Source organism: Bradyrhizobium sp., assembly GCF_035701725.1.
In the GTDB taxonomy this organism is placed as follows: domain Bacteria; phylum Pseudomonadota; class Alphaproteobacteria; order Rhizobiales; family Xanthobacteraceae; genus Bradyrhizobium.
Map to the genome: position 1 here is coordinate 1 of NZ_DASSRP010000171.1, position 23,707 is coordinate 23,707.

Below are 23,707 nucleotides of genomic sequence, written 5' to 3' on the forward strand. Positions count from 1 at the left end.
ACTTCGGCCTGGCCGCCGAGCTTGCCTTCGGTGCCGACCTCGCGCGCCACGCGCGTCACTTCGGATGCAAAGGCGTTGAGCTGGTCCACCATGGTGTTGATGGTGTTCTTCAGCTCGAGGATTTCGCCCTTCACGTCCACGGTGATCTTGCGCGACAGGTCGCCACGCGCCACGGCGGTCGTCACTTCGGCGATGTTGCGCACCTGCGCGGTCAGGTTGCCTGCCATCGAGTTGACGCTGTCGGTGAGGTCCTTCCAGGTGCCGGCGACGCCGGGCACGTTGGCCTGACCACCGAGACGACCTTCGGTGCCGACCTCGCGCGCCACGCGCGTCACTTCGCCCGCGAAGCGGTTGAGCTGGTCGACCATCGTGTTCAGCGTTTCCTTGAGCTGAAGGATTTCGCCGCGCACGTCCACGGTGATCTTGCGCGACAGGTCGCCGCCGGCGATCGCGGTCGCGACCTCGGCGATGTTGCGGACCTGCGCGGTCAAGTTGCCGGCCATCGAGTTGACGCTGTCGGTGAGGTCCTTCCAGGTGCCGGCGACACCGGTCACCTGCGCCTGGCCGCCTAGCTTGCCGTCGGTGCCGACTTCGCGCGCCACGCGTGTCACTTCCGAGGCGAAAGCGTTGAGCTGGTCCACCATGGTGTTGAGCGTTTCCTTGAGCTGAAGGATTTCGCCCGACACGTTCACGGTGATCTTCTTCGACAGGTCGCCCTTGGCCACGGCCGTGGCGACTTCGGCGATGTTGCGGACCTGGCCGGTGAGGTTTGAGGCCATCGAGTTGACGCTGTCGGTCAAATCCTTCCAGGTGCCGGCGACGCCGCGCACATTGGCCTGGCCGCCGAGTTTGCCTTCTGTGCCGACCTCGCGCGCCACGCGCGTCACTTCGCCGGCGAAGGCGTTGAGCTGGTCCACCATGGTGTTGATGGTGTCCTTCAGCTCGAGAATCTCGCCGCGCACGTCGACCGTGATCTTTTTCGACAAGTCGCCGTTGGCGACGGCGGTCGTCACTTCGGCGATGTTGCGGACCTGGGCGGTCAGGTTGCCCGCCATCGAGTTGACGCTTTCGGTGAGGTCCTTCCAGGTGCCGGCGACGCCGAGCACGTTGGCCTGACCGCCGAGGCGACCTTCGGTGCCGACCTCGCGCGCCACGCGCGTCACTTCGCCGGCGAAGGCGTTGAGCTGGTCCACCATGGTATTCAGCGTTTCCTTCAGCTGAAGGATTTCGCCCGACACGTTCACCGTGATCTTCTTGGAGAGGTCGCCGCCGGCGATGGCGGTGGCGACATCGGCGATGTTGCGGACCTGGGCTGTGAGGTTCGAGGCCATGAAATTGACGTTGTCGGTGAGGTCCTTCCAGGTGCCGGCGACGCCCGGCACCTGGGCTTGGCCGCCGAGCTTGCCTTCGGTGCCGACCTCGCGCGCCACGCGCGTCACTTCCGAGGCAAACGAGTTGAGCTGGTCCACCATGGTGTTGATGGTGTCCTTCAGCTCGAGAATTTCGCCGCGCACGTCGACCGTAATCTTGCGCGACAAGTCGCCGCGCGCGACCGCCGTGGTGACGTTGGCGATGTTGCGGACCTGGGCGGTCAGGTTGCCGCACATCGCGTTCACGGAATCGGTCAGGTCTTTCCAGGTGCCGGCGACGCCGGGCACGATGGCCTGGCCGCCGAGCTTGCCGTCGGTGCCGACCTCGCGCGCCACGCGCGTCACTTCGGACGCGAACGAACGCAGCTGGTCGACCATTGTGTTGATGGCTTCCTTGAGCTGAAGGATTTCGCCGCGCACGTCCACGGTGATCTTTTTCGACAAGTCGCCGTTGGCGACCGCGATCGTGACCTCGGCGATATTGCGGACCTGGCCGGTCAGGTTGTTGGCCATCGAGTTGACGCTCTCGGTCAGGTCTTTCCACACGCCGGTCACTTCCGGCACTTGCGCCTGGCCGCCGAGCTTGCCTTCGGTGCCGACTTCGCGCGCCACGCGCGTCACCTCGGAGGTGAACACCGAAAGCTGCTTGATCATGGTGTTGACGATCGTCGCCGACTGCAAAAATTCGCCGCCGAGCGGGCGGCCGTCGACGTCGAGTTTCACGGTTTGCAGCAGGTCGCCTTGCGCCACGGCGGCAACGGCGCGCGTCACCTCGCGCGTCGGCCACAGCAGGTCGTCGATCAGCGTGTTGACCGAATTTTCCATGTCGGCCCAGGAGCCGCTGGCGAGACCGAAGCGGACGCGCTGTCGCGTATTACCTTCGCGGCCCACCACCTGGCCGACGCGCTCGAGCTGCTCTGCCATTCGCTGATTGGCTGCAACGATTTCGTTGAAGGTGTCGGCGATCTTGCCTTCGATGCCGAGATGATCGCCGGTCATTCGCACGGAAAAATCGCCGCTGCGCATCGCTTGCAGCGCCTGCAGCAATTCCTGCGAGGGGTCCGGCTTTCCGTTGCTGTAGGGCTTGGTGCGGCGGCTGGGGGACGGATTGACCGAACCAACTTCACTCATAAAAAAGTCCCCCTTGAGAAGCGAACGAGGCGCTGCTGCCAATGCGCATGCGAGTCGACCTTGGCTCGATCAAATCGCGCAGGTTACCGCAAAGCAAGTGAAATACATAAGTTATTACAATGCGATAGATCGAACGACCCGAGCCGAGTAAAACAATTCGGCAGCGTGCGAATCGTTCCAAACGATCTCAAGAAAATTTTTGAAGGCTCGCCGCAGGACAATGTTCCTGTTCCCGGCGGGAACTCGGCGACCCGGAACGGACCTGGTTAGCGCTGCGGGTTTTGGCGCCGGGGCGGGCGCGGGGCCGTAGAGACGGCCTGCGGGTCGATCTTGAGCGTGACCTTGTTGGCGCCTTCGCTGATATCGAGAAGCGTTCGGCGCGCTTCTTCCATCACGACCGCGGACTTCTTGTTAAAAGTCTCTGCAAATTCGCGGATGGTTTGCATCTTCTCGAACAGTTCCTCGGCCTTGCCGTCGGCAAAGCCGGGCAGCACACCGTCGATCCGGGCGATTGCGCGGTCGAAGCCCGCAAACGCCTCGTTGGCTTTGGCGATCGCCTGGTCGATCGCCTCGCCCCGGCTCGCCAGCGAGGCCGTATAGGTTTCGAAGCTCAATAGCCCGTCCTTGATGGTCGATTGATTGCCGACGAGGATCCGGTCGACACTATGCAACGTGTCGCGGATCGACTGGATTTCGCTCAAGTCGGCCGTCAGCGTCGGAATGCCGTCCATCTCGGATGGCGCAGGCGCCTCCGATGACTCGCCGCCGATCAGCGAGATCGCTGCAATTCCGGTCAAACCCTGAAACTCGAGCCCGACCACGGTGTCCCGGCGGATCGGCGCGTTCTTGTCGACCCTGACTTCGGCGACGACCTTGCGCGGGTTGTCGAGCTTGAGCGAGAGAATCTCGCCGATCTGAACGCCATCGAAGTTGACGCTGCCGCCCCGGCGCAGACCGCTTGCCGAACCGCCTTCGAATACGATGCGCATCCGGCTCTCTTGCGAGATGGCCCGGATTTTCTTCACGCCCAAAAAGCCGAAAAACCCGATCGCCACAATCGCCAGCGTCGTGGTGCCGATCATGAGATTGCCGGAGCGCATCTTCATCGGTGGAATCGATTCCGTGGCTGATCAAGCGATCCAAATGTGCCGTGTTTTGCCGATCTTATGGGCAAAGCTGGCGCGGCGAAAGGGCCGCGGGGTCGCCTCGACGACCTCGTTCGGCTAAGGCATCAACGACGCCGCATAGGCAGCCAGCGCGATCATGTCGTCGTGCGACAGTTTTTCGACCACCGGCAGCATCTGGGCGCCGGCGCTTCCCATCCGTGCGTGCTGCTGGAAATCATAGAGCTGGCGGACGAGATAGCTCGGGGAGCGGCCGGCGATGCCGGGAATCGGCGCAACGCCCTTGAGGTCGGGGCCATGGCAGGTGATGCAGGGCGTGGTGACGCCGGCGCCGCCGGTCGTCGCCAATGCCTCGCCCTTGGCGATGCTGCCGTTCGGCACGTAGGCGATGAACTGCGAGCGGGTATCGCGATGTTCGAACTGCACGGCATCGACAGGCGTTTCGATGATGCGTTCTCCGATCGGCTCGGTGCCGCCGTCCTTCACCTGCATGTAAAATACGCGCGCAATTTGCGTGGCCGGAACGGTGTCGGTCTCGATCACCTTGATATTGGCCTTGGGCTTGAGCACGGAAAAATAAGCCGCTGCGGTCTTGATCTCGTCCTCGTTGCTGGCCTTGGCAATGGCCGTCATCACGACGCTTGGGCTGCGCTGGGGACCTGCGAATTTTCGCGCGCCGCTTTTGTAATCCTCGATCTGCTGAACGATGTAGGAGGCGGGAAGGCCGGCGAGGCTGGCGTTTTCCGGCCCGCCGGTGCCTTCGGCGCGATGACACGAACCACAGGCACGCACATCGGGCATTCGCCCATGCGCCACCACGTCCGGCATCGGCGGGTGATCTTCCGGATGCCAGTCGGGCACGAAGAACAGGTTGCGCTCCTGCGCGATGGTGAAGCTCTGGGTACTGTCAGGCACATGCCGCGGCACGTCATCGGCGGGCGCAACCTTGAAGTCTGGAGCCCATGGATACGCCCAGGCGGGGAATGATGCGGCAGACGATGGAGCGGGCGCCGGGGATTGAGCCTGTGCGTTTGCGCTTGCAGCGATGCCCATGATTGCCAGCGCGGCAAAGGCCTTTCGCATCGGATTCCCCCTACTGTTATTATCGGCAATTGGGCCGGTGATGCCGGCCGCAACGTCGTTGAGAACGGTCACGCCGTCAATGGCCGTCCTTGCTACCAGGCGGGCTTTGGCCGCGAGGGGGAGACGATGCCGGCCAGCAGCACCGCCAGAATTCCGGTCAAAAAGATGCCGTCAAACGTCCCCGCACCGCCGATCGAGGCCACCGGCGCGCCAAGGCCGCTGATCTTGTCGAGATTGGAAAGATCTGCGCCGATCAACGTTCCCATCGAGCCGCCGATATAGGCGAGCGGCGCGGCATATTCCCGCGACAACAGGAATGCGAGGATGGCGGTCACCACGACGGGTGCAAAGACGGGTACGGCGATGCCGAGCCCATGCACGGGCGTTGCCATCGCATGGATGATGACGGCAATCGCGGCGACGGCGATCGTGGCCTTCACCCAGAGCTGATAGCGCAGCACCAGATAGGTCGACATCAATGTTGGAATTACCGCGCCGCCGACATTGACCGCAAGCACCGTGCCGGGCCATTGCTGGACCAGCGGCACGACATATTGCATGCCGAAGAAATCGACGACTTCGCCGGATCGCACCAGCTGCCCCGGCAGGATTGTGATCGGGATGTTGAAATAGCTGCCGATCAGCGACCCGAACAACAATAGCAGCGCCGCTCCCGGGCCGACGCCGAGCTTCATATAGGCGTATCTGAGAATGCGGAGCTGAATCAAAATGATCAGCCCGACGAACAGGAACACCAGGATGGAGAACAGTGCGGGGGTGAGCGGCAGATAATGCACTTGGGAGCCCATGGTGGACGATTGCGGCCGTTACTCGGCTCCCAGTTCAAATATTGCGCTTTTTCGCCTCGGCAAGGGCGTCTAGCCGACATCGGATCACGTCCGATGCCGCTTGGTTCAGGGCAGTTGCGCGTCTGAGCTGGTCTGGGTGGGACGAAGCATCGTCGCATGCAGAACATAGCGGTCCGGCCCGGATGTGATGGCGTCAAACGGCCAGCAGGTCGTCAGTACTAGTTCATAGTTGTTGCTGAAGGGATCGATGCCGGAAGCATCGAAGCGAACCACCGACGAGCCGTCGGCGCGATAATGAAAGGTCTGGCCGTCTTTTCGCGTCACATCGATCTGATCTCCGGCGATGACATCTTTGAGAAAGCGAAAATGGGTGTCGCGATGCGCGGAATAGACTGCGACCCCGCGCTCGCCCGCATCGGGCGTCAGTTCGACATGGCCCGGGCCGAACGCCAGCGCCTGCCCGCTGCTGCCGGCGAGCACGATGGTGTCGGCATGCAGGCGCTTGATCTCGATGCGGGCGATTGGCCAGGTGTCCGCCCATGACCAGGGCTTCACGTCATGACCCGTGGCAACCGTTTGCGCAAAGGCGTGCCGCAGCAGAATTTGCGCAATTACGGCCTTGACGTGAATGTAGGCGCCCTGACCGAACAGCAGGAGCCCGGCAGTCAGCAGAACCAACGGGCTGGCGATGCGGATCATCGGATCATTTCCGTTGCAGAAGGAGGATGCGCGCGGCCTCCGGGGGAAGAAGCCGCGCGCCTTCGAGGAGGAGGTGGGGCAACCCCTCCTGTCATTCGGCGTCAGTGAGCTAATCTCCAGCGCCGGGTGAACATGAGAGCGATCAAGCCGAGCATCAAAAGTATCGCGCCTGCGATCATCTTTAGCTCGGCGTCGGTTGCGGTCTTCGGCAGCGCGATCGCGGTTGCGCTCGCCGGAGCCGGGATCAGCGAGCGCTTGGCGGAGATCGGCAGCAAATGCGGATCGTTGGGGCCAGGGTGCCGGTCCATCGGTGGCGACAGCAGCTTCGGTCGTTCGCCGAACACTTTTTCGAAATCCCAACCGGCCGGAAGATTGATCGGTAGCTCGGCAAGCTTCAATCTTTCCCCGTCGGGGCGGCTCGGGGTCTTGTCGACCGCAACCAGGCTGGTCAGCCGCGTCACAAGCTGATGCTCGAGCGCGAGCGCAAGAATGGTCTTGTCAGCATCTTCAGGTGCAATTTGCCGCGCCGTGCGCGCAACTTCAGCATCGCTGATCTTGCGCCGCGCCCAAAGCTTCGACAGACCCTTGCCTTCGGCGGCGTTCGCGAGTGGCAATTTCACGACCCACGGCCGTTCGCCGATGCGGCCCTTGATCTCGACCGAGCCCGCAAGCTTGTCGAGTTTTGCCGCCAGCACGAGCGGTTCGCCGCGATAGAGGTCCGGAAGCGCGGCCGGCGTCAGGTCGGCTTTGGCCTCGGAGAATTTTGCCGAGAGCCCGGTCACCGCCGGATTCTCCAGCTTGGCGAACAAGCCGCGCATGCGCTCTTCGACCTGCTCGGCCGAGCCGATATGGGTGAAGGTGCCGCGCCCGAGCTCGGCGGCGCGCGTCATCAAATAGGTGTTCGGCGCCGAGCCGATGCCGACCATGAACACGCGCGACCGGCCGCGCATCGCGATGATGGTGTCGAACAGTTGCTGCTCGTTTCCGATGGCGCCATCGGTCAGGAACACGACTTGCCGAAGGCGGTCCATATCGTCGGCAGCGCGGTCGGTCAGGGCCGCGCGCATCGCGGGCACCATCTCGGTGCCGCCCCTGGCCTGCAAGGCGCCGACGAAGGAGAGGGCGCGGCCGAGATGCTCCTTGTCGGCCGGGACCGAATCCGGGAACAGCACATCCATGGTGTCGTCAAAGCGGATCACGTTGAAGCGATCGCTCGGCTGCAGGCGGCCGAGCGCATAAATCAGGCTGGCTTTGGCCTGGATGATCGAGGTGCCGCCCATCGAGCCGGAATTGTCGATCACGAGCACCACGTTTCGGGGCAACGCCTTCTGCTCGGACGGCTCGGTCGAGGGCGGCGTGACAAAGCCCAGCAGATAATCGGCGTCGCCGACATGCTCGCGAAACAGTCCGACCGATGGCACGGTTTCCGCCGCGGCCTTCCAGCTCAGCTCGAAGTCGCGATCCGCAGGCACGACGCCGCCGGCAAGCTTGATGACCCGCGTCGAAGCGTCAGGGCTTTCGATCTTGACCTGGTGATGATGCGACTTCACCTCGCCAAGCGGGAAGCCGGCCTGCAGGCGAACGGTGATGGCGGTCGGGTTGACCGGACCGTTGGTTGCCGGATCGAGAACCGGCGGCGAAATGCGGTCGCGGTCCGGCACCGGATCGGTCGACGTGGTGCCCCAGCCATTGTTGCCGGGCCGCAGATCGACGCTTTGCACCAGAGGTCGCGGATTATAACGCGGGCCGACCACCATCGGAACGCGCAGCGAAAATTCGTTGCCGGACTGTTGCACCGGCTCCTGATATTCGATCTGCACCAGGATCGTCTCGCCGGGGCCGATATTGGCGACGGAGTTGGTGAAAATGTTCGGCCGCTCTTGTTCGGTCAGGGCGGCCTTTTGTCCGCTGCGCTGGGCCTGCTCGTAGATCTGACGCGCCTGCTGGCGTTCCTTGATTTCGCCCACCACAACGCGGTCCCCGACCACCATCTTGAGCGTGTCGACGGCGCCTCCCGAAGGCAGCGGGTAGACGTAGGTCGCCTCGACCCAGTCGGACGTCGGGTTCTTGAAGATTTGGGTGATGCGGGCGCGGATCGTCGGGCCCGACACGGTGAGGTCGACGTCGATGCCGAGCCGTATGGCTTCGGCATAGCCATCCTCCGTCTTCAGGAGCAGAGAGCCCGAGCGGGCATCGGCGGGCTTGAGGAATGCCCCCTCGGCCGACCATGCCGCCTCGAAGGTTAAAAACAGCGCCACGATCCCGACCAGGAGTATGGCAAGGCCCTGGATCAGCAAAAACAGGATGAGTTTGGTCATGCCCGACAGGGCTGATTGGACGAGGCTCGGCTGGGTCGAGCTGTCGTCCGCTTCATTTACATCTGACGTCGTCATTGGCTTGCTCCCGACGGCATTTTGCCGTGCCTCATTTCTGCGAGGCGGCGTGATTTGGAGCGAGCAGAATGATCGGCAATGTTTGGCCGCCCGCCGTTGTCCAGCCTCGCGGCGGCGGCTCTGTGCGGTTTTGTGAGGGAATGTGCGTCTGCTAGAATGGTCGGCACGGGAGGGGGACAGGATGCCGATACCGGACAAGCAGCTTTCGCCGGAGCAGAGCCGCCAAGTGGCCGATATGATCCGCGAAGAGATCGCGCGTCGCCGGATTTCCCGGCAGACGCTGGCCGAACAGGCCAAGCTCAGCCTTTCGACCCTGGAGAAGGTGTTGGGCGGCCGGCGGCCGTTTACGCTGGCGACCACGGTGCGTCTGGAAGAAGCGCTCGGTGTCTCGCTACGCAAGGGGCTCGAGGCCGCGCCGGCATCGGCGGTCAATGGCGACGTTTCACCGGACGAACTTGGCGCCTATTCGCGGCGCTCGGTGGCCTGGCTCGAAGGGATTTACATCACATTGAGACCGTCATTCGGGGCCAAGGGCGTGATCTACGCCTACCACACCGATATTAGCTGGGATCCCGTCGCCTCTTGCCTCGTCTTTCGCGAGGGCGAGCGGTTGGATGCGGACTATTCCCAATTCGGCGAAGTCGCCGTGCCGAACCAGTCCGGCCACGTCTATCTTGTGACCAACCGGCACGGTCAGCATCGCCTGATCACGGTATCGCGTCCGAGGATCACGGGCGAGATGTATGGAATCAGCACCACGCTATTGGCCGGCCGCGGCGCGCTGTTGACGCCGGTTGCGGCACCGATCGCATTGTTGCCGATCAGGACGATTCCGAAGCCGACCGTCGGACGTATTTCACCAGCCGACGACAACTACGCGCTCTATCGCGAGCAATTGCGGCGCACGACAGAAGAACCGTACGCCCTGTTTTTTCAGGGCGAGCCGGAGAAGGACGGTGCGGCGTGATCACGCTCTATCACTGCACGGCGGCGCGGTCGTTTCGTCCGCTCTGGGCGCTGGAAGAGCTTGGACTTTCTTACGAACTCAAGATGCTGCCGTTTCCGCCGCGTGCCTTGGCCAAGGATTATCTGGCGCTCAATCCGCTCGGCACGATTCCGCTGCTGATCGATGGCGAAACGCGGATGACGGAATCGGCCGCCGTGCTTCAATATCTGGCCACGCGCTACGGGCCGACACCGCTCGCGGTCGACGTCGATGAAGCCTGCTATGGCGCCTATCTCAACTGGCTGCACTTCGGCGAAGCGACGCTGACTTTTCCGCAAGCGCTGGTGCTGCGCTATGGCAAGCTCGAGCCGGAGGCAAGGCGCAGCCCGCAGGTCGCAACCGACTACACAAAATGGTTTTTTGGCAGGTTGCGCGCGGTCGAAGCTGCGGTTCTCGATAACGAGACGCTGTGCGCCGGCAGGTTTACCGTTGCCGACATTTCCGTCGGCTATGCGCTGCTGCTTGCCGATCGCATCGGTCTCGCCCGCGACTTTGGTCCGGCCGTCGCGGCCTACTGGCAGCGCTTGCAGGCGCGCGACGGATTTCAGCGGGCGGCAAATGCGGAAAATGTCGCCGGCGAAGCGCAGGGCGCTGTGAGCCATTGGTGGTGACGGCCTCAGGCGAGACGTTCAGCCCGCGTCGAGCAGTTTGTTCAGCCGCAGCCGCGTGATGATGTAGACGTTCTGCAAATCGTTGGCGAACTCGGTTTGCGTGTCGTTCTGCAGACGCCGCTTGAATTCGGAGAAGATGCCTTCCTTGGTATGCATCCGCACGGCGATGATGAACGGAAATCCGAACTTTGCCTTGTAGGCATTGTTGAGGTGCGTCAGTTCGGCGAACTCCGCTTGTGACAACGAGTTGAGCCCGGCGCTCGCCTGCTCGGAGACGGAAGAGGCCGTCATGGTGCCGGCCTGGGCTTCCTTGCCGGCGAGATCAGGATGAGCCTGCAACAAAGCAAGCTCCTTGCTGGCTGGGGCGTTTTTCACCACGGCCACCATCGCGGCATGCATGTCGTCGAGGCTGGCGAACGGCCGCCTCTCCCAGGCTTCCTCGGCGACCCATGGCGATTTCTCGAAGATGGCGCCGAACTTCACGACGAAGGCAGCGCGATCCATCGCATTGATGGCCGCCATGTCGACCGGACCGGCGATCGCGCGCGAGGCGAGCGCGGGCCCGAACAGGAGCGCGAAAACCAGGGACGCAAGCAGCCTGGAATGACCCATCATGTTCAGCCTCCTTGCGTCCCGGTTAGCGCGTTCTAGCTGCCGCGGTAAGTCGTATAGCTCCAGGGCGATACCAGGATCGGCACGTGATAGTGGGCCGTGGCGTCCGCCATGCCGAACTGGATGATGGCCTTTTCCAGGAAGGGCGGGTTGGGCAATTGGGTGCCCAGCTTGGTGAAGTACTCGCCGACATAGAACACCAGCTGATACTTGCCGGCCTTCATGTTTTCCGGCGTCAGCAGCGGCTGGGCGTTGCGGCCATCCGCATTGGTGGTCACGGTCGCGAGCAGCTTGTAGGTGTCGCCTTCGAGGACGCTGAATTCAATCTTGATGCCTTCGCCGGGTTTTCCGTTCGCCGTATCGAGCACGTGGGTTGTCAATCCCGGCGACCCGGCCGCCAAGGCCTTCTTATCGCCCAATGCCGCGAATGCCAGCATGGCTGAGCCCGCTCCCAGCAGACCCCGTCGGTTAAGTCCTGTCATCGTCCTGCTCCCATTAGTTTCGCCTGGTGTGATGATCCAGGGCGATCCGATTTAAGGCGATCTAATTTTGCGCTGCAAAAATCGCGGCATGCAAGCGATTTTCCGACCCTCGGCAGCGCCGGGGGCCTGCGATCAGTCCTCGGGCGGCTGATGATCACGGAGTTTGACGGTCCGCGCGCTCGAGGCCCTGGCCTTCGCCATCATCGCCTCGCAATATTCATTGCGGTCGCGGGCAAAAACCTGCTGCCGGGCGCGGAAGGCGGCGACCCTGCGGTGGATCTCATCGCGCAGGTCGCTCTGGCTGATCGCGGAGAGGCGCGCAGGCAGGACATCGGCGGGACGGCCGGGGGCCTCGTCCGGCGATGCGGATGGCAGGCGTGTTTCAAGGGAAGTTTCGCCACCCGGCGGCTTGCCGGTTACCGACTGCACAAACGCCATGGTCTGCGCAATCAGAAGGTCGCGTTCCCTTTTCCACATCATGGTCGCACCTCAGCCCTCCAACATCTCATCAAAGGGCGATTGCGCAATCAAGCGACATGCAGCCGCAATCCACATCCTTGCGTGGCATTCCCGGCCGCTTGGTCATTTCCTCGATCGCGGTCGGCCGAGACCTCAACCTCAAGACCTCAACCTTTGGCTGTTGCGACGTGAAGTTGGTTGTCACCCCGGACAATCGGCCAGTTGTCCCGTGATCTCCCGGCAAAGTAGTCACGCATCGGGGCAGCGATCGCCGGATACTTCGTCCGACGAAGCGAGGCCATCGCAGAACCAGGGACAGTTTCGGCATCATCAAAGGCGCGCCGGCCGTCTTGGCAAAGCCGGCTGTTCCCTACTCGAAAAAAGAGATTTCGCTTGATCCTGGTTGAAGCCTGAACAGACTGTTGGACGATCTCTTCGTGGTCCTGTCGTAAATCTGGATTACCTCGATCGACCGCGGCCGTCATTGAGAGGAGGGCGATTTGAGCGCGACTGACCAATCGATGCATTCGGCGCGGATAGCCGATCGCCATTCGCCAGTAAGACTTTCTCCCGTCCTCATCGTGCTCGCGGCGCTGCTCGGTGGCTGTGAGGAAAAGCAGGCGCCGCAGGCCGCGGCCGCCCCGCCGGCTCCGCCCGTCACCGTGGCGCAGCCCGCCAAACGAACGGTCACGGACTGGGACGAATTCACCGGGCGGTTTGATGCTGTCCAGCAGGTTCAGGTTCGTCCCCGCGTCGGTGGCTTCATCAATGCGGTCGAATACCGCGATGGCGCCTTCGTCAAGGCTGGCGATCTCTTGTACCTGATCGATTCCCGCCCGTTCGAAGCCATTGCCACCCAGGCCGACGGCCAGCTCTCCGATGCGCGCGCCAAGGTCGAGCTCGCCAAGCGGGAACTGGATCGCGCGCTGACGCTGCAGCAATCACAGAATGTGGCGGAGAACATCGTCGACCAGCGGCGCCAGGCCTTGCAGGCAGCGCGCGCCGCCGAGACCCAGGCCGAAGGTGTGCTCAAGGCTGCCCAGCTCAATGTCGAGTTCACCCATGTCACGGCGCCGATCAGCGGCCGGGTGAGCCGCAACCTCGTCGATGTGGGCAACCTCGTGCAGGGCAGCGAGGGCAACTCGACCATCCTGACCTCGATCGTCACCCTCGATCCGATCTACATCTACTTCGATATCGATGAGGCGACCTACCTCAAATACAACAAGCTCTGGTTCGAGGGTAAGCGTCCGAGCTCGCGCGATACCCCCAACCCGGTCGAGGTCGCGCTGACGGGCGAAACCAAGCCGTCCCACAAAGGCACGGTCAATTTTCTCGACAACCAGCTCGACGTGTCCACAGGTACGCTGCGCGGCCGCGCCGTGATCCCCAACACGGATCTCTCGATCCTGCCGGGGCAGTTCGGCCGGGTTCGTCTGATCGCGAGCGCGCCGTACGAGGCGCTTCTCGTTCCGGACAGTGCCATCGCCACCGACCAGGCCCGCAAGATCGTTTTCGTGGTCAAGGACGACAACTCCGTCGAGGCCAGGCCGGTCACGCTTGGGCCGCTGGACGAGGGTTTACGCGTGGTACGTGACGGCCTCAAGCCCGAGGACCGCGTGGTGATCGACGGGCTGCAACGCGCGCGGGTCGGCGCCAAGGTGACCCCGCACGAGGCCAAGCCCGCGGGTGGCTAGTGCGGCGAATTTGAAGTTCCTATCCGTTTCGCTGCAAATTCATCATAGGAACTTCGAAATTCAAAGCCGCCCTAGAAAACAATAAGTTGCTAGAGCTCCTTTGATTCCGAAGTTCGCATCAGAGGTTGCCGCAATATCGTGCGAACTTCGGAATCGGAGCTCTAGACATGAATCTCGGGGCACTTTCCGTCAACCGGCCGATCCTGGCGATGGTGCTCTCGATCGTGCTGCTGATCGTCGGCGCGATCGCCTACACGACGCTGCCGGTCGCAGAATATCCGCAAGTCGTGCCGCCGACTGTCGTGGTCACCACGCAATATCCCGGCGCTTCGGCGCAAATCGTGTCCGACACCGTTGCCGCGCCGATCGAGCAACAGATCAATGGCGTCGAGGACATGCTCTATCTCTACAGCCAGGCGACCTCGAACGGGCAGCTCACGATCACCGTCACGTTCAAGCTCGGCACCGATCTCGACAAGGCACAGGTGCTGGTCCAGAACCGCGTCGCGATTGCAACCCCGCAACTGCCGGAGGAAGTCCAGCGCAACGGCGTGGTGACGCGCAAGAACAGTCCCGACATCTTGATGGTCGTTTTCATGTTGTCGCCCGACGACACCTTTGATCAACTCTACATCAGCAACTATGCGCTGCTTCAGGTGCGCGATCAGCTGCTTCGGCTTGACGGCATTGGCGATATCCAGATCTTCGGCGCGCGCGACTATTCGATGCGGCTCTGGCTCGATCCCGAAAAGATCGGCAATCTAGGTCTGACGGCCGGCGACGTGCTCGCTGCCATCCGCTCGCAAAACCTGCAGATCGCCGGCGGCCAGCTCGCCGGGCCGCCGATCGCCGACCGCGCCTTCCAGCCCAATCTGACCTTTACCGGGCGGTTGAAGGATATCCGCCAATTCGAGGACATTCTGGTCAAGGCCGGCAGCGACGGCCGCACCGTGCGCCTGCGCGACGTGGCGCGGATCGAGCTCGGTGCGCTCGATTACACCACCAACAGCTTCCTTCTGCGTAAAACGGCAGTTGCGATGCTGGTGACGCAACGCCCCGGTTCGAACGCGCTGGCGACAGCCAAGAATATCTCAAACGAGATGGCGAGGCTGAAGGCGAATTTTCCGAAAGGGCTCGATTACAACATCGGCTACAACCCGACCGAGTTCATCGCGCAGTCGGTCAGCGAATTGATCAAGACGATCTATGAGGCGATGGTCCTCGTCGTGATCGTGGTTCTGGTATTCCTGCAAGGATGGCGCCCGGCGATCATTCCGATCATCGCGATCCCGGTTTCTCTCGTCGGCACCTTCGCGGCGATGGCGGCGCTCGGTTTTGCCATCAACAACCTCACTTTGTTCGGGCTCGTGCTTGCGGTCGGCATCGTGGTCGATGACGCCATCGTGGTGGTGGAGAATGTCGAACGGCATCTGCGCGACGGCCTGAACAAGCGCGACGCGGCGCTTCGCACCATGGAAGAAGTCGGCGGCGCACTGGTATCGATTGCGCTGGTGTTGTGCGCGGTGTTCGTGCCCACCGCGTTCCTCGGCGGCATTTCCGGACAGTTCTTTCAGCAGTTCGCCATCACGATTGCGGTGGCGACCGCAATCTCGTGTTTCTGCTCGCTGACGCTGTCGCCGGCGCTGGCGTCGCAGATCCTGGTCGCGCATGAGGAGAAGCGCGCTCCGGCGCGCTGGAACATCATCGCGCGCGGCTGGGAAGCCTTCATCGGATATTTCAATCGCGGTTTCGACTGGATGTCGCACAGCTACGGCAGCGCCGCGGCCTTCGTGATCCGCCACTCCAGGATCATGCTGCTGATCTATGTCGTGCTGATCGGCAGCGCGGGCTGGCTTCTGGCAACGACGCCGCAAGGATTCATTCCGGCGCAGGACCGCGGCTATATCATTGTCTCGGCGCAATTGCCGGGCGCCGCCTCGCTGGCGCGCACCACCGAGGTCGTTCGCGAAATCGAACGCATCGCGCTTGACACGCCGGGCATCGTTCGCGTGGCGGCATTCGCCGGTCTTTCCGGCGCAACGCGAACCCAATCCGGCAACGCGGCGGCGCTGTTCCCGGTGTTCGACGAACCGGAGGTTCGCCTCAAGAAAGGTCTGACGGTGACCATGATCACGAACGATCTGCGCAAGCGGCTCAGCGTGATCGAGGGCGCTTTCATCATCGTGATTCCGCCGCCCGCGATTCCCGGTATCGGTACCGGCGGCGGCTTCACGATGCGAATCCAGGATCGGCAGGGCCGGGGACCGGAATTGCTCGCCGCGGCAACCGACGAGCTTGTGGGCGCCGCGCGCCGCACGCCAGGATTGACCTCGGTGTTCTCGCCCTATTCGGCGAGCACGCCGCAAGTCTTCGTCGATATCGATCGTATCAAGGCGCAGAAGCTCGGCGTGCCGATCCAGGGCGTGACGGATGCCATCGAAACCTACTTCGGATCGACCTACGTCAACGACTTCAACATTCTCGGCCGCACCTACCACGTCACCGCGCAGGCCGACCTGCCGTTCCGCAAGGAGGCTGCCGATCTTGCGCGGCTGCGCACCCGTAACGCCGCCGGCAACATGGTGATGCTGGGCAGCGTGGTCGACTTCCACGATATCGCCGGCCCTGACCGCGTCGCGCGCTACAACCTTTATCCGGCCTCCGAGCTTCAAGGCGAGCCGACGCCAGGAACGAGTTCGACCACCGCTATCGAGACCATGAAACGTCTGGCCGATCAGACGCTGCCGAGCGGCTTCTCCTACGAATGGACGGATCTGTCCTATCAGCAGGTCAACAGCGCTAACTCCGGGCTCTACATCTTCCCGATTTGCGTGCTGTTCGTGTTCCTGGTGCTGGCGGCGCAGTACGGCAGTTGGACGTTGCCATTCTCGGTGATCCTGATCGTGCCGATGTGTCTGCTCGCGGCGACGCTCGGCGTGCGCCTCATGGGCCAGGACGTCAACATCCTGACCCAGATCGGCTTCGTGGTGTTGGTGGGCCTTGCCGCCAAGAACGCCATCCTCATCGTCGAGTTCGCGCGCGACATCGAGCTGGAAGGACGGCCCCGTCTCGAAGCAGTGATCGAGGCCTGCCGGCTTCGTCTGCGGCCGATCCTGATGACTTCGTTTGCATTCATTCTCGGCGTATTGCCGCTCGTCATTTCGACCGGCTCGGGATCGGAGATGCGTCAGGCGGTCGGTGTCGCGGTGTTCTTCGGCATGCTCGGCGTCACGCTGTTTGGCCTCGTATTCACGCCGATCTTCTACATGGTCGTGCGCAATCTCTCCGATGGGCGGCAGCCGAAACAGGCCGTATCCGCCCACGACGCAAATCCATAAAATCTTAACGCTGCTGCAACGGCCAATTGCGATCGCGACCCTACTTTTGGCTCATTCAAAGCGGGTGGGCAGAGCGCGGGACGGCGGCTATAACCCTGCAGTCAAGAACAAGATCCTGGGAGGCTTAAATGAAATCGAAGTTGTTGCCGGCGGCTGTCACGGCGTGCGCCCTGCTGGTTGCGGCACCCGCATCCGCGCAAGGCGTCAAGATCGGCATTCTGAACGACCAATCCGGCGTCTATGCCGACTACGGCGGCAAGTATTCATTCGAAGCCGCCAAGATGGCGATCGAGGATTTCGGCGGCGAAGTGCTGGGTCAGAAGATCGAGATCGTCTCGGCCGATCATCAGAACAAGCCGGATCTCGCCACCAGCATCGCACGTCGCTGGTATGAGGTCGAAAACGTCGACATGATCACCGAGCTTACGACGTCGTCGGTGGCACTCGCGGTGCAGGAGCTTTCCAAGGAAAAGAAGAAGATCGACATTGTCGTCGGCGCCGCTACCTCGCGCATCACGGGCGATGCCTGCACGCCTTACGGTTTCCACTGGGCCTATGACACGCGTGCGCTCGCGGTCGGTACCGGCGGCGCGCTGGTGAAGGCTGGCGGTGACAGCTGGTTCTTCCTGACCGCGGATTACGCGTTCGGTTACGCGTTGGAAAAGGACACCAGCGAGATCGTCAAGGATAACGGCGGCAAGGTCGTCGGTTCGGTCCGCGTGCCCTTGAACTCGTCGGATTTCTCCTCGTTCCTGCTGCAGGCGCAGAGTTCGAAGGCGAAAATCATCGGGCTCGCCAATGCCGGTCTCGACACCACCAATTCGATCAAGCAGGCGGCGGAATTCGGCATCGTCAAAGGTGGTCAGAAGCTTGCGGGTCTCTTGATGACGCTATCCGAGGTTCACGGCCTCGGCCTCGAAGCGGCACAAGGCCTCGTGCTCACGGAAGCCTTCTACTGGGACCAGAACGACAAGACCCGCGCATTTTCCGAGCGCTTCTTCAAACGGACCGGCCGCATGCCCAGCATGATCCACGCCGGCACCTATTCGGCGACCCTGCAATATCTCAAGGCGGTGAAAGCGGCGGGCACCAAGGATTCGGATGCGGTGGTCAAGAAGCTGAAGGAGCTTCCGGTCGATGACGCGTTCGCGCAAGGCAAGGTGCTCGAGAACGGCCGTTTCGTGCACGACCTCTATTTGTTCGAGGTCAAGAAGCCTTCCGAATCCAAGAAGCCCTGGGATTACTACAAGCAGCTCGCGGTGGTTCCCGGCGACAAGGCCTTCTTCACGGCCAAGGAAAGCGGCTGCCCGCTGACCAAGTAGCCAACGGCGCTACGACGACAACGGCGTGACCGGCGTCCGTTTCGTGGCCCGTCGACGAAACCGACCGCAACAGCACCCGCGTCGCCCAGAGGGGTATTGGGGGACGCGCCGGTGTTGCATTCGGGTCACTCAGCGTAGATTAAATCACGCGACCGGCTCGGCTTTTGTTGCGGATGCGAGCATGCGGAGGCTAGTTTCCGGCCACCAAATTTTTCCCCGAGGGAACCATGACATCACCCAGCGGCACCAAGAAACCCGTCCCCCCGCTTCGCACTTCAGCGCGCGGGTGGTTGCGTTCGCTGCGATCGGCAGGCTTAGCATCGCTGCTTCTGATCGTTCCCGTCGGGATGTCGGCGAGCCAGGCCGCTCCGACAACGGCGCCCACCAACGGCGCCCATGTCTATCTGCTGCGCGGCGTGCTCAACGTGTTTTCGCTCGGTCTTGATGGCATCGCCGCCAGACTGGAAGCCCAGGGCATTCCGGTGACGATCACCAACTATCTCGGCTGGGCGGCGGTCGCCGACGAGGCCGCAGCGGACTATCGCAGCGGCAAGGTGAAGACCATCATTCTGGTCGGGCACTCTTCGGGTGCGACGGTGCTGCCCGACATGGTGGCGCGGCTCGATCAGGCCGGTGCGCCGGTGAAGCTCGCGATCGGTCTCGATTCGGTATTCAAGACCAGCCTGTCCGGCCGCGTCGGCCGCTATGTCAACTACTACATTGGCAACGGCAACGGCGAGCCGGTCACGCCGACGCGGGGGCTGCATGGTACGCTTCAGAACGTCAACGTCCAGAACGTTCCCGGCGTCGGCCATATCACGATCGACAAGAGCGAGATCATGCAGCGTCGGGTGATCGGCGATATCGATGCCGTGGTTTTCGGCAGCCGCCCGAAGCAAGCCTCCGCAGCGCCGGCTTCCGCGGCCCAGTAACGGGATTGCGGCCAAAAACCGCCCGTTCGGGCGGGCGTGCGCCGGGGGCTAAGCAGCGCCACAATTCGACCAATTCGGCCGTCCAAACCGAAAATGGCGCATCGCTCGCGCCATTCCGGTCCTTGGGCTGTTGGCGCTGCTGGCAGTCGGTAACGGGCTCGCAGCCAATAGGATAGTTCGTGGAGCGCTTGATCAATCCCGCACGCTTGGCCGCGGTTCTTTTCGGAGCGTTGTTCCTGACCCCGCTGGTCGACGGCAATTGCAGCCCGGCCGCCGCCGACCCGGCGACCACGACTTCGACCGAGTCCTTGCTATCCCCGCCGTCACCCGGTCTCTCGACGGCGCAGGCGCGCCGCGGCCGCGCCTATCTGTTTCGTGGCGCGCTCGGCCCGTTCTTCTCGCGCGGCATCGATCGTTTGGGGGAGAGGCTCGATGAAGTCGGCATCACCAATCACGTCTACGAGTTCACCATCTGCCGCCTGATTGCAGCGCAGGCAATTCAAGATTACCGCGACGACCCAGAACCGATCATCCTGATCGGGCATTCGATGGGCGGTTTCTGTGCGGTGAAGTTTGCCGAGATCCTGGAAGCCGAAGGCATCAGAGCGGATCTCGTCGTCGCCATCGATCCGGCCCATGTGACGCCGGACGTTCCGCTGAACGTCGATCGCTTCATCAACATCTTCCTGTCAAAGGATGTGCTCGGTGGGGGCGACGTCAAGCCGAAGCCGGGATTTCGCGGGCACTATGCGAGTTTCGACCTGTCCCAGCACGGCGAGTCTCACATCAATATCGAGAAGGTCGATACGATCCAGCAGCAGCTCGTGACGAAGATCCTTCAACTCGCAACCGCAAAGATCAATGGAGACGCGATCCCGATTCGCTATGTGGTTCCTGCAAAGGCGCCCGTCGATCTCTGGGACAGCGGCACGCCGGTGTTTGCCCGTCCGGGCGACAGCCTGCAGTCGATCGCGACGGCCTATCATGTTCCGCTGTGGTCGATCATCCAGGTCAACAAGGGCGCGGATCGCACCCCGCTGGTTCCAGGCGAGCGCGTCATTGTGCCGCGTCACCTCGAACCGCTGATCGAAACCTCAGAGCCTGCCGCCGCAAGACGCTGATTGGCATTTCGTCGCCATGCGCTCGCCTTTGCATCAGCCCTGCGGCAGAAACGGCACCAGCATCGGAACGCGGCGGCAATAGAGACCGTAGGCATCTGCGCCGAGCTCATTCGTGAGGAAGCCTTCCTCCATGCGCGCTTTTTGCCAGAACCCGAAGGCGATCGACGCAACGCCGAGCAGCGCCGTTGCCGTGCCGCCGGCAATGCCGGTTGCGATCAGGGCTCCGATCAGGCCGGTATAGATCGGATGACGGACCAATCCGTAAGGGCCGGTATCGACGACGCGATGGCCCTCCTTGCGCGTGATGGCGTTCGACCAGAATCGCCCGAGATGAAGACGCGCCCACCATGTGAACAGACAGCCGGCGGCGGTGAGCACAGCCAGCACATAGATGCCGGACGTGCCGACCCGCCACAGCGGCCTTTCGGCCAGTGCTGAGGCGGTCCACGGCATGAGCAGAATAGCGCCGATGACGATGGGAATATGGAAGCCGCGCGCGTCCCAGGCCCTGACGTGCTTTTCGGTTCGCCCCGAAAAGAAAGCACCAATCAGCCAACTCAAGAGCCAAGCCAGCCAGATTGCCGCGAGCGATGCCGAAGGCCAGCTCGCGGTCCATCCACTCCCCATCACGGCGGCAATCGGATTCTCGGGCATCATGCGCAAGCTTATAGGCCCGGTCGAAGCGAGCTGGCAAATCGCGAAAAAATGAAGCCAGGGAGCAGCTTACGGCCTCAAGCCGCCTTCGGCGTGCTGAGCAGATAAGCGATCGTGTCGCGCAGCGCCGGTTCGATCGGCCGCGGTGCGTAGCCCAGCTCGGTCTTTGCTTTTTCGATCGACAATTCAGTTGCCCGGAGCGCGATCCGCACGCCTTCTGCAGTGCCCGACGGTGGCCGGTGCGTGACATGGTCGGCAATGAATTCCAGCATCGCGGCGGCGGCTTCCGCGAACTTGCCGGGTACCGGGATCGCGAGCGAGTGATGCCCGCTAATCGTCGACATCAGCTTCAGGATCTTCTTCAGCGAGATGCTCTCGCCGCCGAGAATGTAGCGGTGGCCAATCTGGCCACGTTCCATCGCCAGCACCAGCCCGGCCGCTACGTCGCGCACGTCAACCAGGTTGACGATGAAGTCGAGATACATCTGCACGCGTCCGTGCAAAAATTGCCTGAGCATGGCGGTCGGCGGCGTGAGGTTATGGTCATGCGGCCCGATCGGCATCGTGGGCGTGCCGATGACGAGCGGGAATCCCGCTGCGGCGGCCTGGGCCGCGGATTGCTCGGCCAGCATTTTCGAGCGCGTATAGACGCCCGGCATCTGCTCGGGCGGCAACAGGCTGCGTTCGTCGGAGGCTGCCTTCAAGGAGGGGGGCCGAAACAGAATGGACTCGGTCGAGCAATGCAGGAACCGCGCGGTGCCGCGCTTGCGCGCCGCGGCAATCACGACTTCGGTGCCCTTGAAATTCACGGCGTGGAAATCGTCCTTCTCAGGTAGCCACATACCAGGAAGGCCGGCGAGGTGATAGACCTCCTCCACCTCACGCAGTGTGTCGTCGACCAGCGCCGAATCGAGCACTGACCCCGCGACATATTCAACGCCGGGGAGCGCGCAGACGGGCGGACGACGATCCAGGACCCGGACGTTGTGCCCGCGCGCGACCAGCGCCGACACCAGGTGCTGTCCAATGAATCCCGTGCCGCCAGTGACAAGTACCCTGGTGCCCACTTTTCGAAGTTCGTGCTCCATCGCTGCGCCCACCTTTCACGAACTTCGAAAAGTCATGGGCACCAGCAAGACTATGGTTTCAGTGTCGCCTTTCCTGAACGGAACTTGCAACTTGCGACACAGGAATTTCAAATCGGCAGCACTGGTCATGAACGTGGCAGTGGTCCGCCCTGGCGTTCCTCGGCAAAGGGCTGGCGCGGGGCGGTCTGAATGATGGCCGCCAGATCGCGCCGCAAGCCGAACGCGATGAACAGCTTCGCCGTCACGAACATCGGCCCCAGCAGCAGATGGGAGGGATTATCGACCAGGGCCGGCTGGCGCTGTTCGAATACCCGATGCCCGACCACCTGGAAGGTGATGCCGAGCACGATCAGCGGCAGGGTAATCGACCACACCATGGCGGTGCTGGCATGATGCGCGACAAAGGCGGCGGCGGTGAACAATATGACCGCAAAGCCGAGAATGACCACGCCGAGCGCAACATCGAGCAGCAGCCAATAGATCAATACCGGCAAAGCCAGGATCAGCGCGAGCGTCGTGTGCACACCCAGTATTTCCACGGGTATCAGGTTGAGCGGAAGGATGGCGGCAAAAAACAATGTCAGAATACCGAACACATGCATCGCCCCATTCCAGGGATTGCGATGATATTCCACGTAATCGGCAAGCTGGTGCTTGAAAAAGGCGTTCATGGCGTGGGCTCGCTACTACCTTCGCGCGGAAACACGGCAAAGGGGCTGACGTCGGAAACGAGGCGGGGCGGCCTAGTGCGATGGGGCTAATTAAACGTGGGACCTGTCCGAAGTCAAATAGCTGCCAAGGCTCAGAACCTGCGACATTTTTTCGTTCTGTGACAGCTTGAAATTACCGCTGTGGCCACGATCGTTCAGGGATGGATCAGGCGCCACAGGATGGCGCCGGTCGTGCCAGCCCAGAGCACGATCGCCGCACTGGCCTGGATGCCGAAGCCCAGGCTGCGCTTGTTGGCGGCCTTTGCGTAGCCGGTCATGTAAAGGACGCGGCCGATGATCCAGACGACACCGAGGGCTGCCGCAATCGGGTCGCTGATATAGAAAGCAAACAGCCAGAGCGCCGGCAGGAAGATCGGCATCCATTCCAGCGTATTCATCTGGCCGCGAAAAACACGCTCGAAGTCCGGATTGCCCGTGATCGCCGGCGCCTTGACGCCATAGATCTGGCGCGCCTTGCCGACCTGAAAGCTGAAAAAGAAATACATCAGGATCGCAAGGCAGGTAACGAGGGCCGTCAGATGAAACATGGTGGGCAACTCCCATAGCGCTCTCCGAGTTTCCTCAGTAACCGGTCATCTCCAGATAACCAACTCCGCTGTGGCTGCCTGAAAAGCCGATCGGCCCCTCCCAATAGGGAAAGCGCGTTGCCATCCAGCATTTTGGATTCACGGGCTGGCAGGCAATTGTCAGCGCGAGTGGCGGGATCGCAATATCCCAACTTGTCGGGAGCTTATGTCCGGCAACATCGGTCCAGGTTTTTGGCGACATCACGATGTCGGAAGACGCGATGGTCCGGCCCTGGCCCTCCGGCGAGAACCATTTGCCGGAGATGAAGTGGCTGGCATTTGTCTTGCGCAGCCGAAACAGCATCAGTTTTTCGCCGCTGCTGAAATGCAAAGATAGCCAGTCCCATCCCGTCTGGTCGGAAGCGAGCGGCTGGCTGCTCCATTCGCGATCGAGCCAGGCCTGTCCTGTCACCGGGATCGGCCTGTCATCGATGGTGATATGTCCGGCGGCTTTGAAATAGGGTTGGCTGTAATAGTAG

Annotated in this window: 21 protein-coding genes; 7 read left to right on the top strand and 14 right to left on the bottom strand. The window is 62.3% G+C overall.

The window, feature by feature from the left end; genetic code table 11:
• The 6 genes from VFL62_RS10300 to VFL62_RS10325 all read right to left on the bottom strand — a co-directional run.
• Window positions 1–2,501, bottom strand: a 2,501-nt coding sequence (locus tag VFL62_RS10300) for a HAMP domain-containing protein (protein WP_325172270.1), incomplete at its 3' end; no start/stop codon positions are given.
• Window positions 2,502–2,767: 266 nt separating this feature from the next.
• The gene (locus tag VFL62_RS10305; RefSeq protein ID WP_325172286.1) at window positions 2,768–3,601 is read right to left on the bottom strand and encodes an MlaD family protein; all 834 of its coding nucleotides are present in this window, start codon (window positions 3,599–3,601) and stop codon (window positions 2,768–2,770) included.
• A 123-nt stretch (window positions 3,602–3,724) separates the two neighbouring features.
• Window positions 3,725–4,708, bottom strand: coding sequence for a c-type cytochrome (locus VFL62_RS10310; protein ID WP_325172271.1), 984 nt, complete (start codon window positions 4,706–4,708; stop codon window positions 3,725–3,727).
• Window positions 4,709–4,800: 92 nt separating this feature from the next.
• Window positions 4,801–5,517 carry a DUF1614 domain-containing protein gene (locus tag VFL62_RS10315; protein WP_325172272.1) on the bottom strand — a complete coding sequence of 239 codons (717 nt, stop codon included), beginning with the start codon at window positions 5,515–5,517 and terminating at the stop codon, window positions 4,801–4,803.
• Window positions 5,518–5,622: 105 nt separating this feature from the next.
• Window positions 5,623–6,216 (bottom strand): class GN sortase, encoded by a 594-nt coding sequence (locus VFL62_RS10320; protein WP_325172273.1) that lies wholly within the window; start codon window positions 6,214–6,216, stop codon window positions 5,623–5,625.
• A 101-nt stretch (window positions 6,217–6,317) separates the two neighbouring features.
• Entirely contained in the window at window positions 6,318–8,534 is a 2,217-nt protein-coding gene (locus tag VFL62_RS10325; protein ID WP_325172287.1) for a marine proteobacterial sortase target protein, read from the bottom strand.
• A gap of 256 nt (window positions 8,535–8,790) precedes the next feature.
• Here VFL62_RS10325 and VFL62_RS10330 point away from each other — a divergent pair, with 256 nt between their 5' ends.
• Both VFL62_RS10330 and VFL62_RS10335 read left to right on the top strand, forming a co-directional pair.
• Window positions 8,791–9,576, top strand: a complete 786-nt coding sequence (locus VFL62_RS10330; protein WP_325172274.1) for a helix-turn-helix transcriptional regulator — start codon at window positions 8,791–8,793, stop codon at window positions 9,574–9,576.
• A complete protein-coding gene (locus VFL62_RS10335; protein ID WP_325172275.1) occupies window positions 9,573–10,226 on the top strand; it encodes a glutathione S-transferase family protein in 654 nt (217 codons plus the stop codon). Before VFL62_RS10330 ends, VFL62_RS10335 begins: the two co-directional genes overlap by 4 nt.
• 18 nt (window positions 10,227–10,244) lie before the next feature.
• Here the strand turns inward: VFL62_RS10335 and uraD are convergent, their stop codons facing one another.
• From uraD to VFL62_RS10350, 3 genes are all read right to left on the bottom strand, one after another.
• Window positions 10,245–10,841 (bottom strand): 2-oxo-4-hydroxy-4-carboxy-5-ureidoimidazoline decarboxylase, encoded by a 597-nt coding sequence (uraD, locus tag VFL62_RS10340; RefSeq protein ID WP_325172276.1) that lies wholly within the window; start codon window positions 10,839–10,841, stop codon window positions 10,245–10,247.
• Window positions 10,842–10,873: 32 nt separating this feature from the next.
• On the bottom strand, window positions 10,874–11,275 hold the full coding sequence (gene uraH, locus VFL62_RS10345; protein WP_325172288.1) for a hydroxyisourate hydrolase: 402 nt from the start codon (window positions 11,273–11,275) through the stop codon (window positions 10,874–10,876).
• A 177-nt stretch (window positions 11,276–11,452) separates the two neighbouring features.
• Entirely contained in the window at window positions 11,453–11,800 is a 348-nt protein-coding gene (locus VFL62_RS10350) for a hypothetical protein (RefSeq protein ID WP_325172277.1), read from the bottom strand.
• A 500-nt stretch (window positions 11,801–12,300) separates the two neighbouring features.
• Between VFL62_RS10350 and VFL62_RS10355 the strand changes: the two genes are divergently transcribed.
• The 5 genes from VFL62_RS10355 (at window position 12,301) to VFL62_RS10375 (ending at window position 20,189) form a co-directional block, all read left to right on the top strand.
• Window positions 12,301–13,476: an efflux RND transporter periplasmic adaptor subunit gene (locus tag VFL62_RS10355; protein ID WP_325172289.1), complete on the top strand. Its 1,176-nt coding sequence runs from the start codon at window positions 12,301–12,303 to the stop codon at window positions 13,474–13,476.
• Window positions 13,477–13,643: 167 nt separating this feature from the next.
• Window positions 13,644–16,814, top strand: a complete 3,171-nt coding sequence (locus VFL62_RS10360) for a multidrug efflux RND transporter permease subunit (protein WP_325172278.1) — start codon at window positions 13,644–13,646, stop codon at window positions 16,812–16,814.
• A 128-nt stretch (window positions 16,815–16,942) separates the two neighbouring features.
• Entirely contained in the window at window positions 16,943–18,136 is a 1,194-nt protein-coding gene (locus VFL62_RS10365; RefSeq protein WP_325172279.1) for an ABC transporter substrate-binding protein, read from the top strand.
• A gap of 227 nt (window positions 18,137–18,363) precedes the next feature.
• A complete protein-coding gene (locus VFL62_RS10370) occupies window positions 18,364–19,068 on the top strand; it encodes a hypothetical protein (protein WP_325172280.1) in 705 nt (234 codons plus the stop codon).
• Between the two features lie 179 nt (window positions 19,069–19,247).
• Entirely contained in the window at window positions 19,248–20,189 is a 942-nt protein-coding gene (locus VFL62_RS10375) for a LysM domain-containing protein (protein WP_325172281.1), read from the top strand.
• A gap of 33 nt (window positions 20,190–20,222) precedes the next feature.
• On the opposite strand, the gene VFL62_RS10380 is transcribed toward VFL62_RS10375, so the two are convergent.
• The 5 genes from VFL62_RS10380 to VFL62_RS10400 all read right to left on the bottom strand — a co-directional run.
• Window positions 20,223–20,846 carry a methyltransferase family protein gene (locus VFL62_RS10380; protein ID WP_414644675.1) on the bottom strand — a complete coding sequence of 208 codons (624 nt, stop codon included), beginning with the start codon at window positions 20,844–20,846 and terminating at the stop codon, window positions 20,223–20,225.
• 74 nt (window positions 20,847–20,920) lie between these two features.
• The gene (locus VFL62_RS10385) at window positions 20,921–21,931 is read right to left on the bottom strand and encodes an NAD-dependent epimerase/dehydratase family protein (RefSeq protein ID WP_325172282.1); all 1,011 of its coding nucleotides are present in this window, start codon (window positions 21,929–21,931) and stop codon (window positions 20,921–20,923) included.
• A 125-nt stretch (window positions 21,932–22,056) separates the two neighbouring features.
• Window positions 22,057–22,602, bottom strand: a complete 546-nt coding sequence (locus VFL62_RS10390; protein ID WP_325172283.1) for a DUF962 domain-containing protein — start codon at window positions 22,600–22,602, stop codon at window positions 22,057–22,059.
• A 194-nt stretch (window positions 22,603–22,796) separates the two neighbouring features.
• A complete protein-coding gene (locus tag VFL62_RS10395) occupies window positions 22,797–23,189 on the bottom strand; it encodes an MAPEG family protein (RefSeq protein WP_325172284.1) in 393 nt (130 codons plus the stop codon).
• A 34-nt stretch (window positions 23,190–23,223) separates the two neighbouring features.
• On the bottom strand, window positions 23,224–23,707 hold a 484-nt coding region (locus tag VFL62_RS10400; protein WP_325172285.1), incomplete at its 5' end, for a lipocalin family protein.

Bases quoted from the DNA above. Each gene is read 5' to 3' on its own strand.
- VFL62_RS10325 (WP_325172287.1), bottom strand. From the start codon at position 8,534: ATGACCAAACTCATCCTGTTTTTGCTGATCCAGGGCCTTGCCATACTC.
- VFL62_RS10315 (WP_325172272.1), bottom strand. From the start codon at position 5,517: ATGGGCTCCCAAGTGCATTATCTGCCGCTCACCCCCGCACTGTTCTCC.
- VFL62_RS10310 (WP_325172271.1), bottom strand. From the start codon at position 4,708: ATGCGAAAGGCCTTTGCCGCGCTGGCAATCATGGGCATCGCTGCAAGC.
- VFL62_RS10320 (WP_325172273.1), bottom strand. From the start codon at position 6,216: ATGATCCGCATCGCCAGCCCGTTGGTTCTGCTGACTGCCGGGCTCCTG.
- VFL62_RS10385 (WP_325172282.1), bottom strand. From the start codon at position 21,931: ATGGAGCACGAACTTCGAAAAGTGGGCACCAGGGTACTTGTCACTGGC.
- VFL62_RS10355 (WP_325172289.1), top strand. From the start codon at position 12,301: ATGCATTCGGCGCGGATAGCCGATCGCCATTCGCCAGTAAGACTTTCT.
- VFL62_RS10395 (WP_325172284.1), bottom strand. From the start codon at position 23,189: ATGTTTCATCTGACGGCCCTCGTTACCTGCCTTGCGATCCTGATGTAT.
- uraD (WP_325172276.1), bottom strand. From the start codon at position 10,841: ATGATGGGTCATTCCAGGCTGCTTGCGTCCCTGGTTTTCGCGCTCCTG.
- VFL62_RS10370 (WP_325172280.1), top strand. From the start codon at position 18,364: ATGACATCACCCAGCGGCACCAAGAAACCCGTCCCCCCGCTTCGCACT.
- VFL62_RS10390 (WP_325172283.1), bottom strand. From the start codon at position 22,602: ATGAACGCCTTTTTCAAGCACCAGCTTGCCGATTACGTGGAATATCAT.
- VFL62_RS10350 (WP_325172277.1), bottom strand. From the start codon at position 11,800: ATGATGTGGAAAAGGGAACGCGACCTTCTGATTGCGCAGACCATGGCG.
- VFL62_RS10365 (WP_325172279.1), top strand. From the start codon at position 16,943: ATGAAATCGAAGTTGTTGCCGGCGGCTGTCACGGCGTGCGCCCTGCTG.
- uraH (WP_325172288.1), bottom strand. From the start codon at position 11,275: ATGCTGGCATTCGCGGCATTGGGCGATAAGAAGGCCTTGGCGGCCGGG.
- VFL62_RS10380 (WP_414644675.1), bottom strand. From the start codon at position 20,846: ATGATGCCCGAGAATCCGATTGCCGCCGTGATGGGGAGTGGATGGACC.
- VFL62_RS10360 (WP_325172278.1), top strand. From the start codon at position 13,644: ATGAATCTCGGGGCACTTTCCGTCAACCGGCCGATCCTGGCGATGGTG.
- VFL62_RS10330 (WP_325172274.1), top strand. From the start codon at position 8,791: ATGCCGATACCGGACAAGCAGCTTTCGCCGGAGCAGAGCCGCCAAGTG.
- VFL62_RS10305 (WP_325172286.1), bottom strand. From the start codon at position 3,601: ATGCGCTCCGGCAATCTCATGATCGGCACCACGACGCTGGCGATTGTG.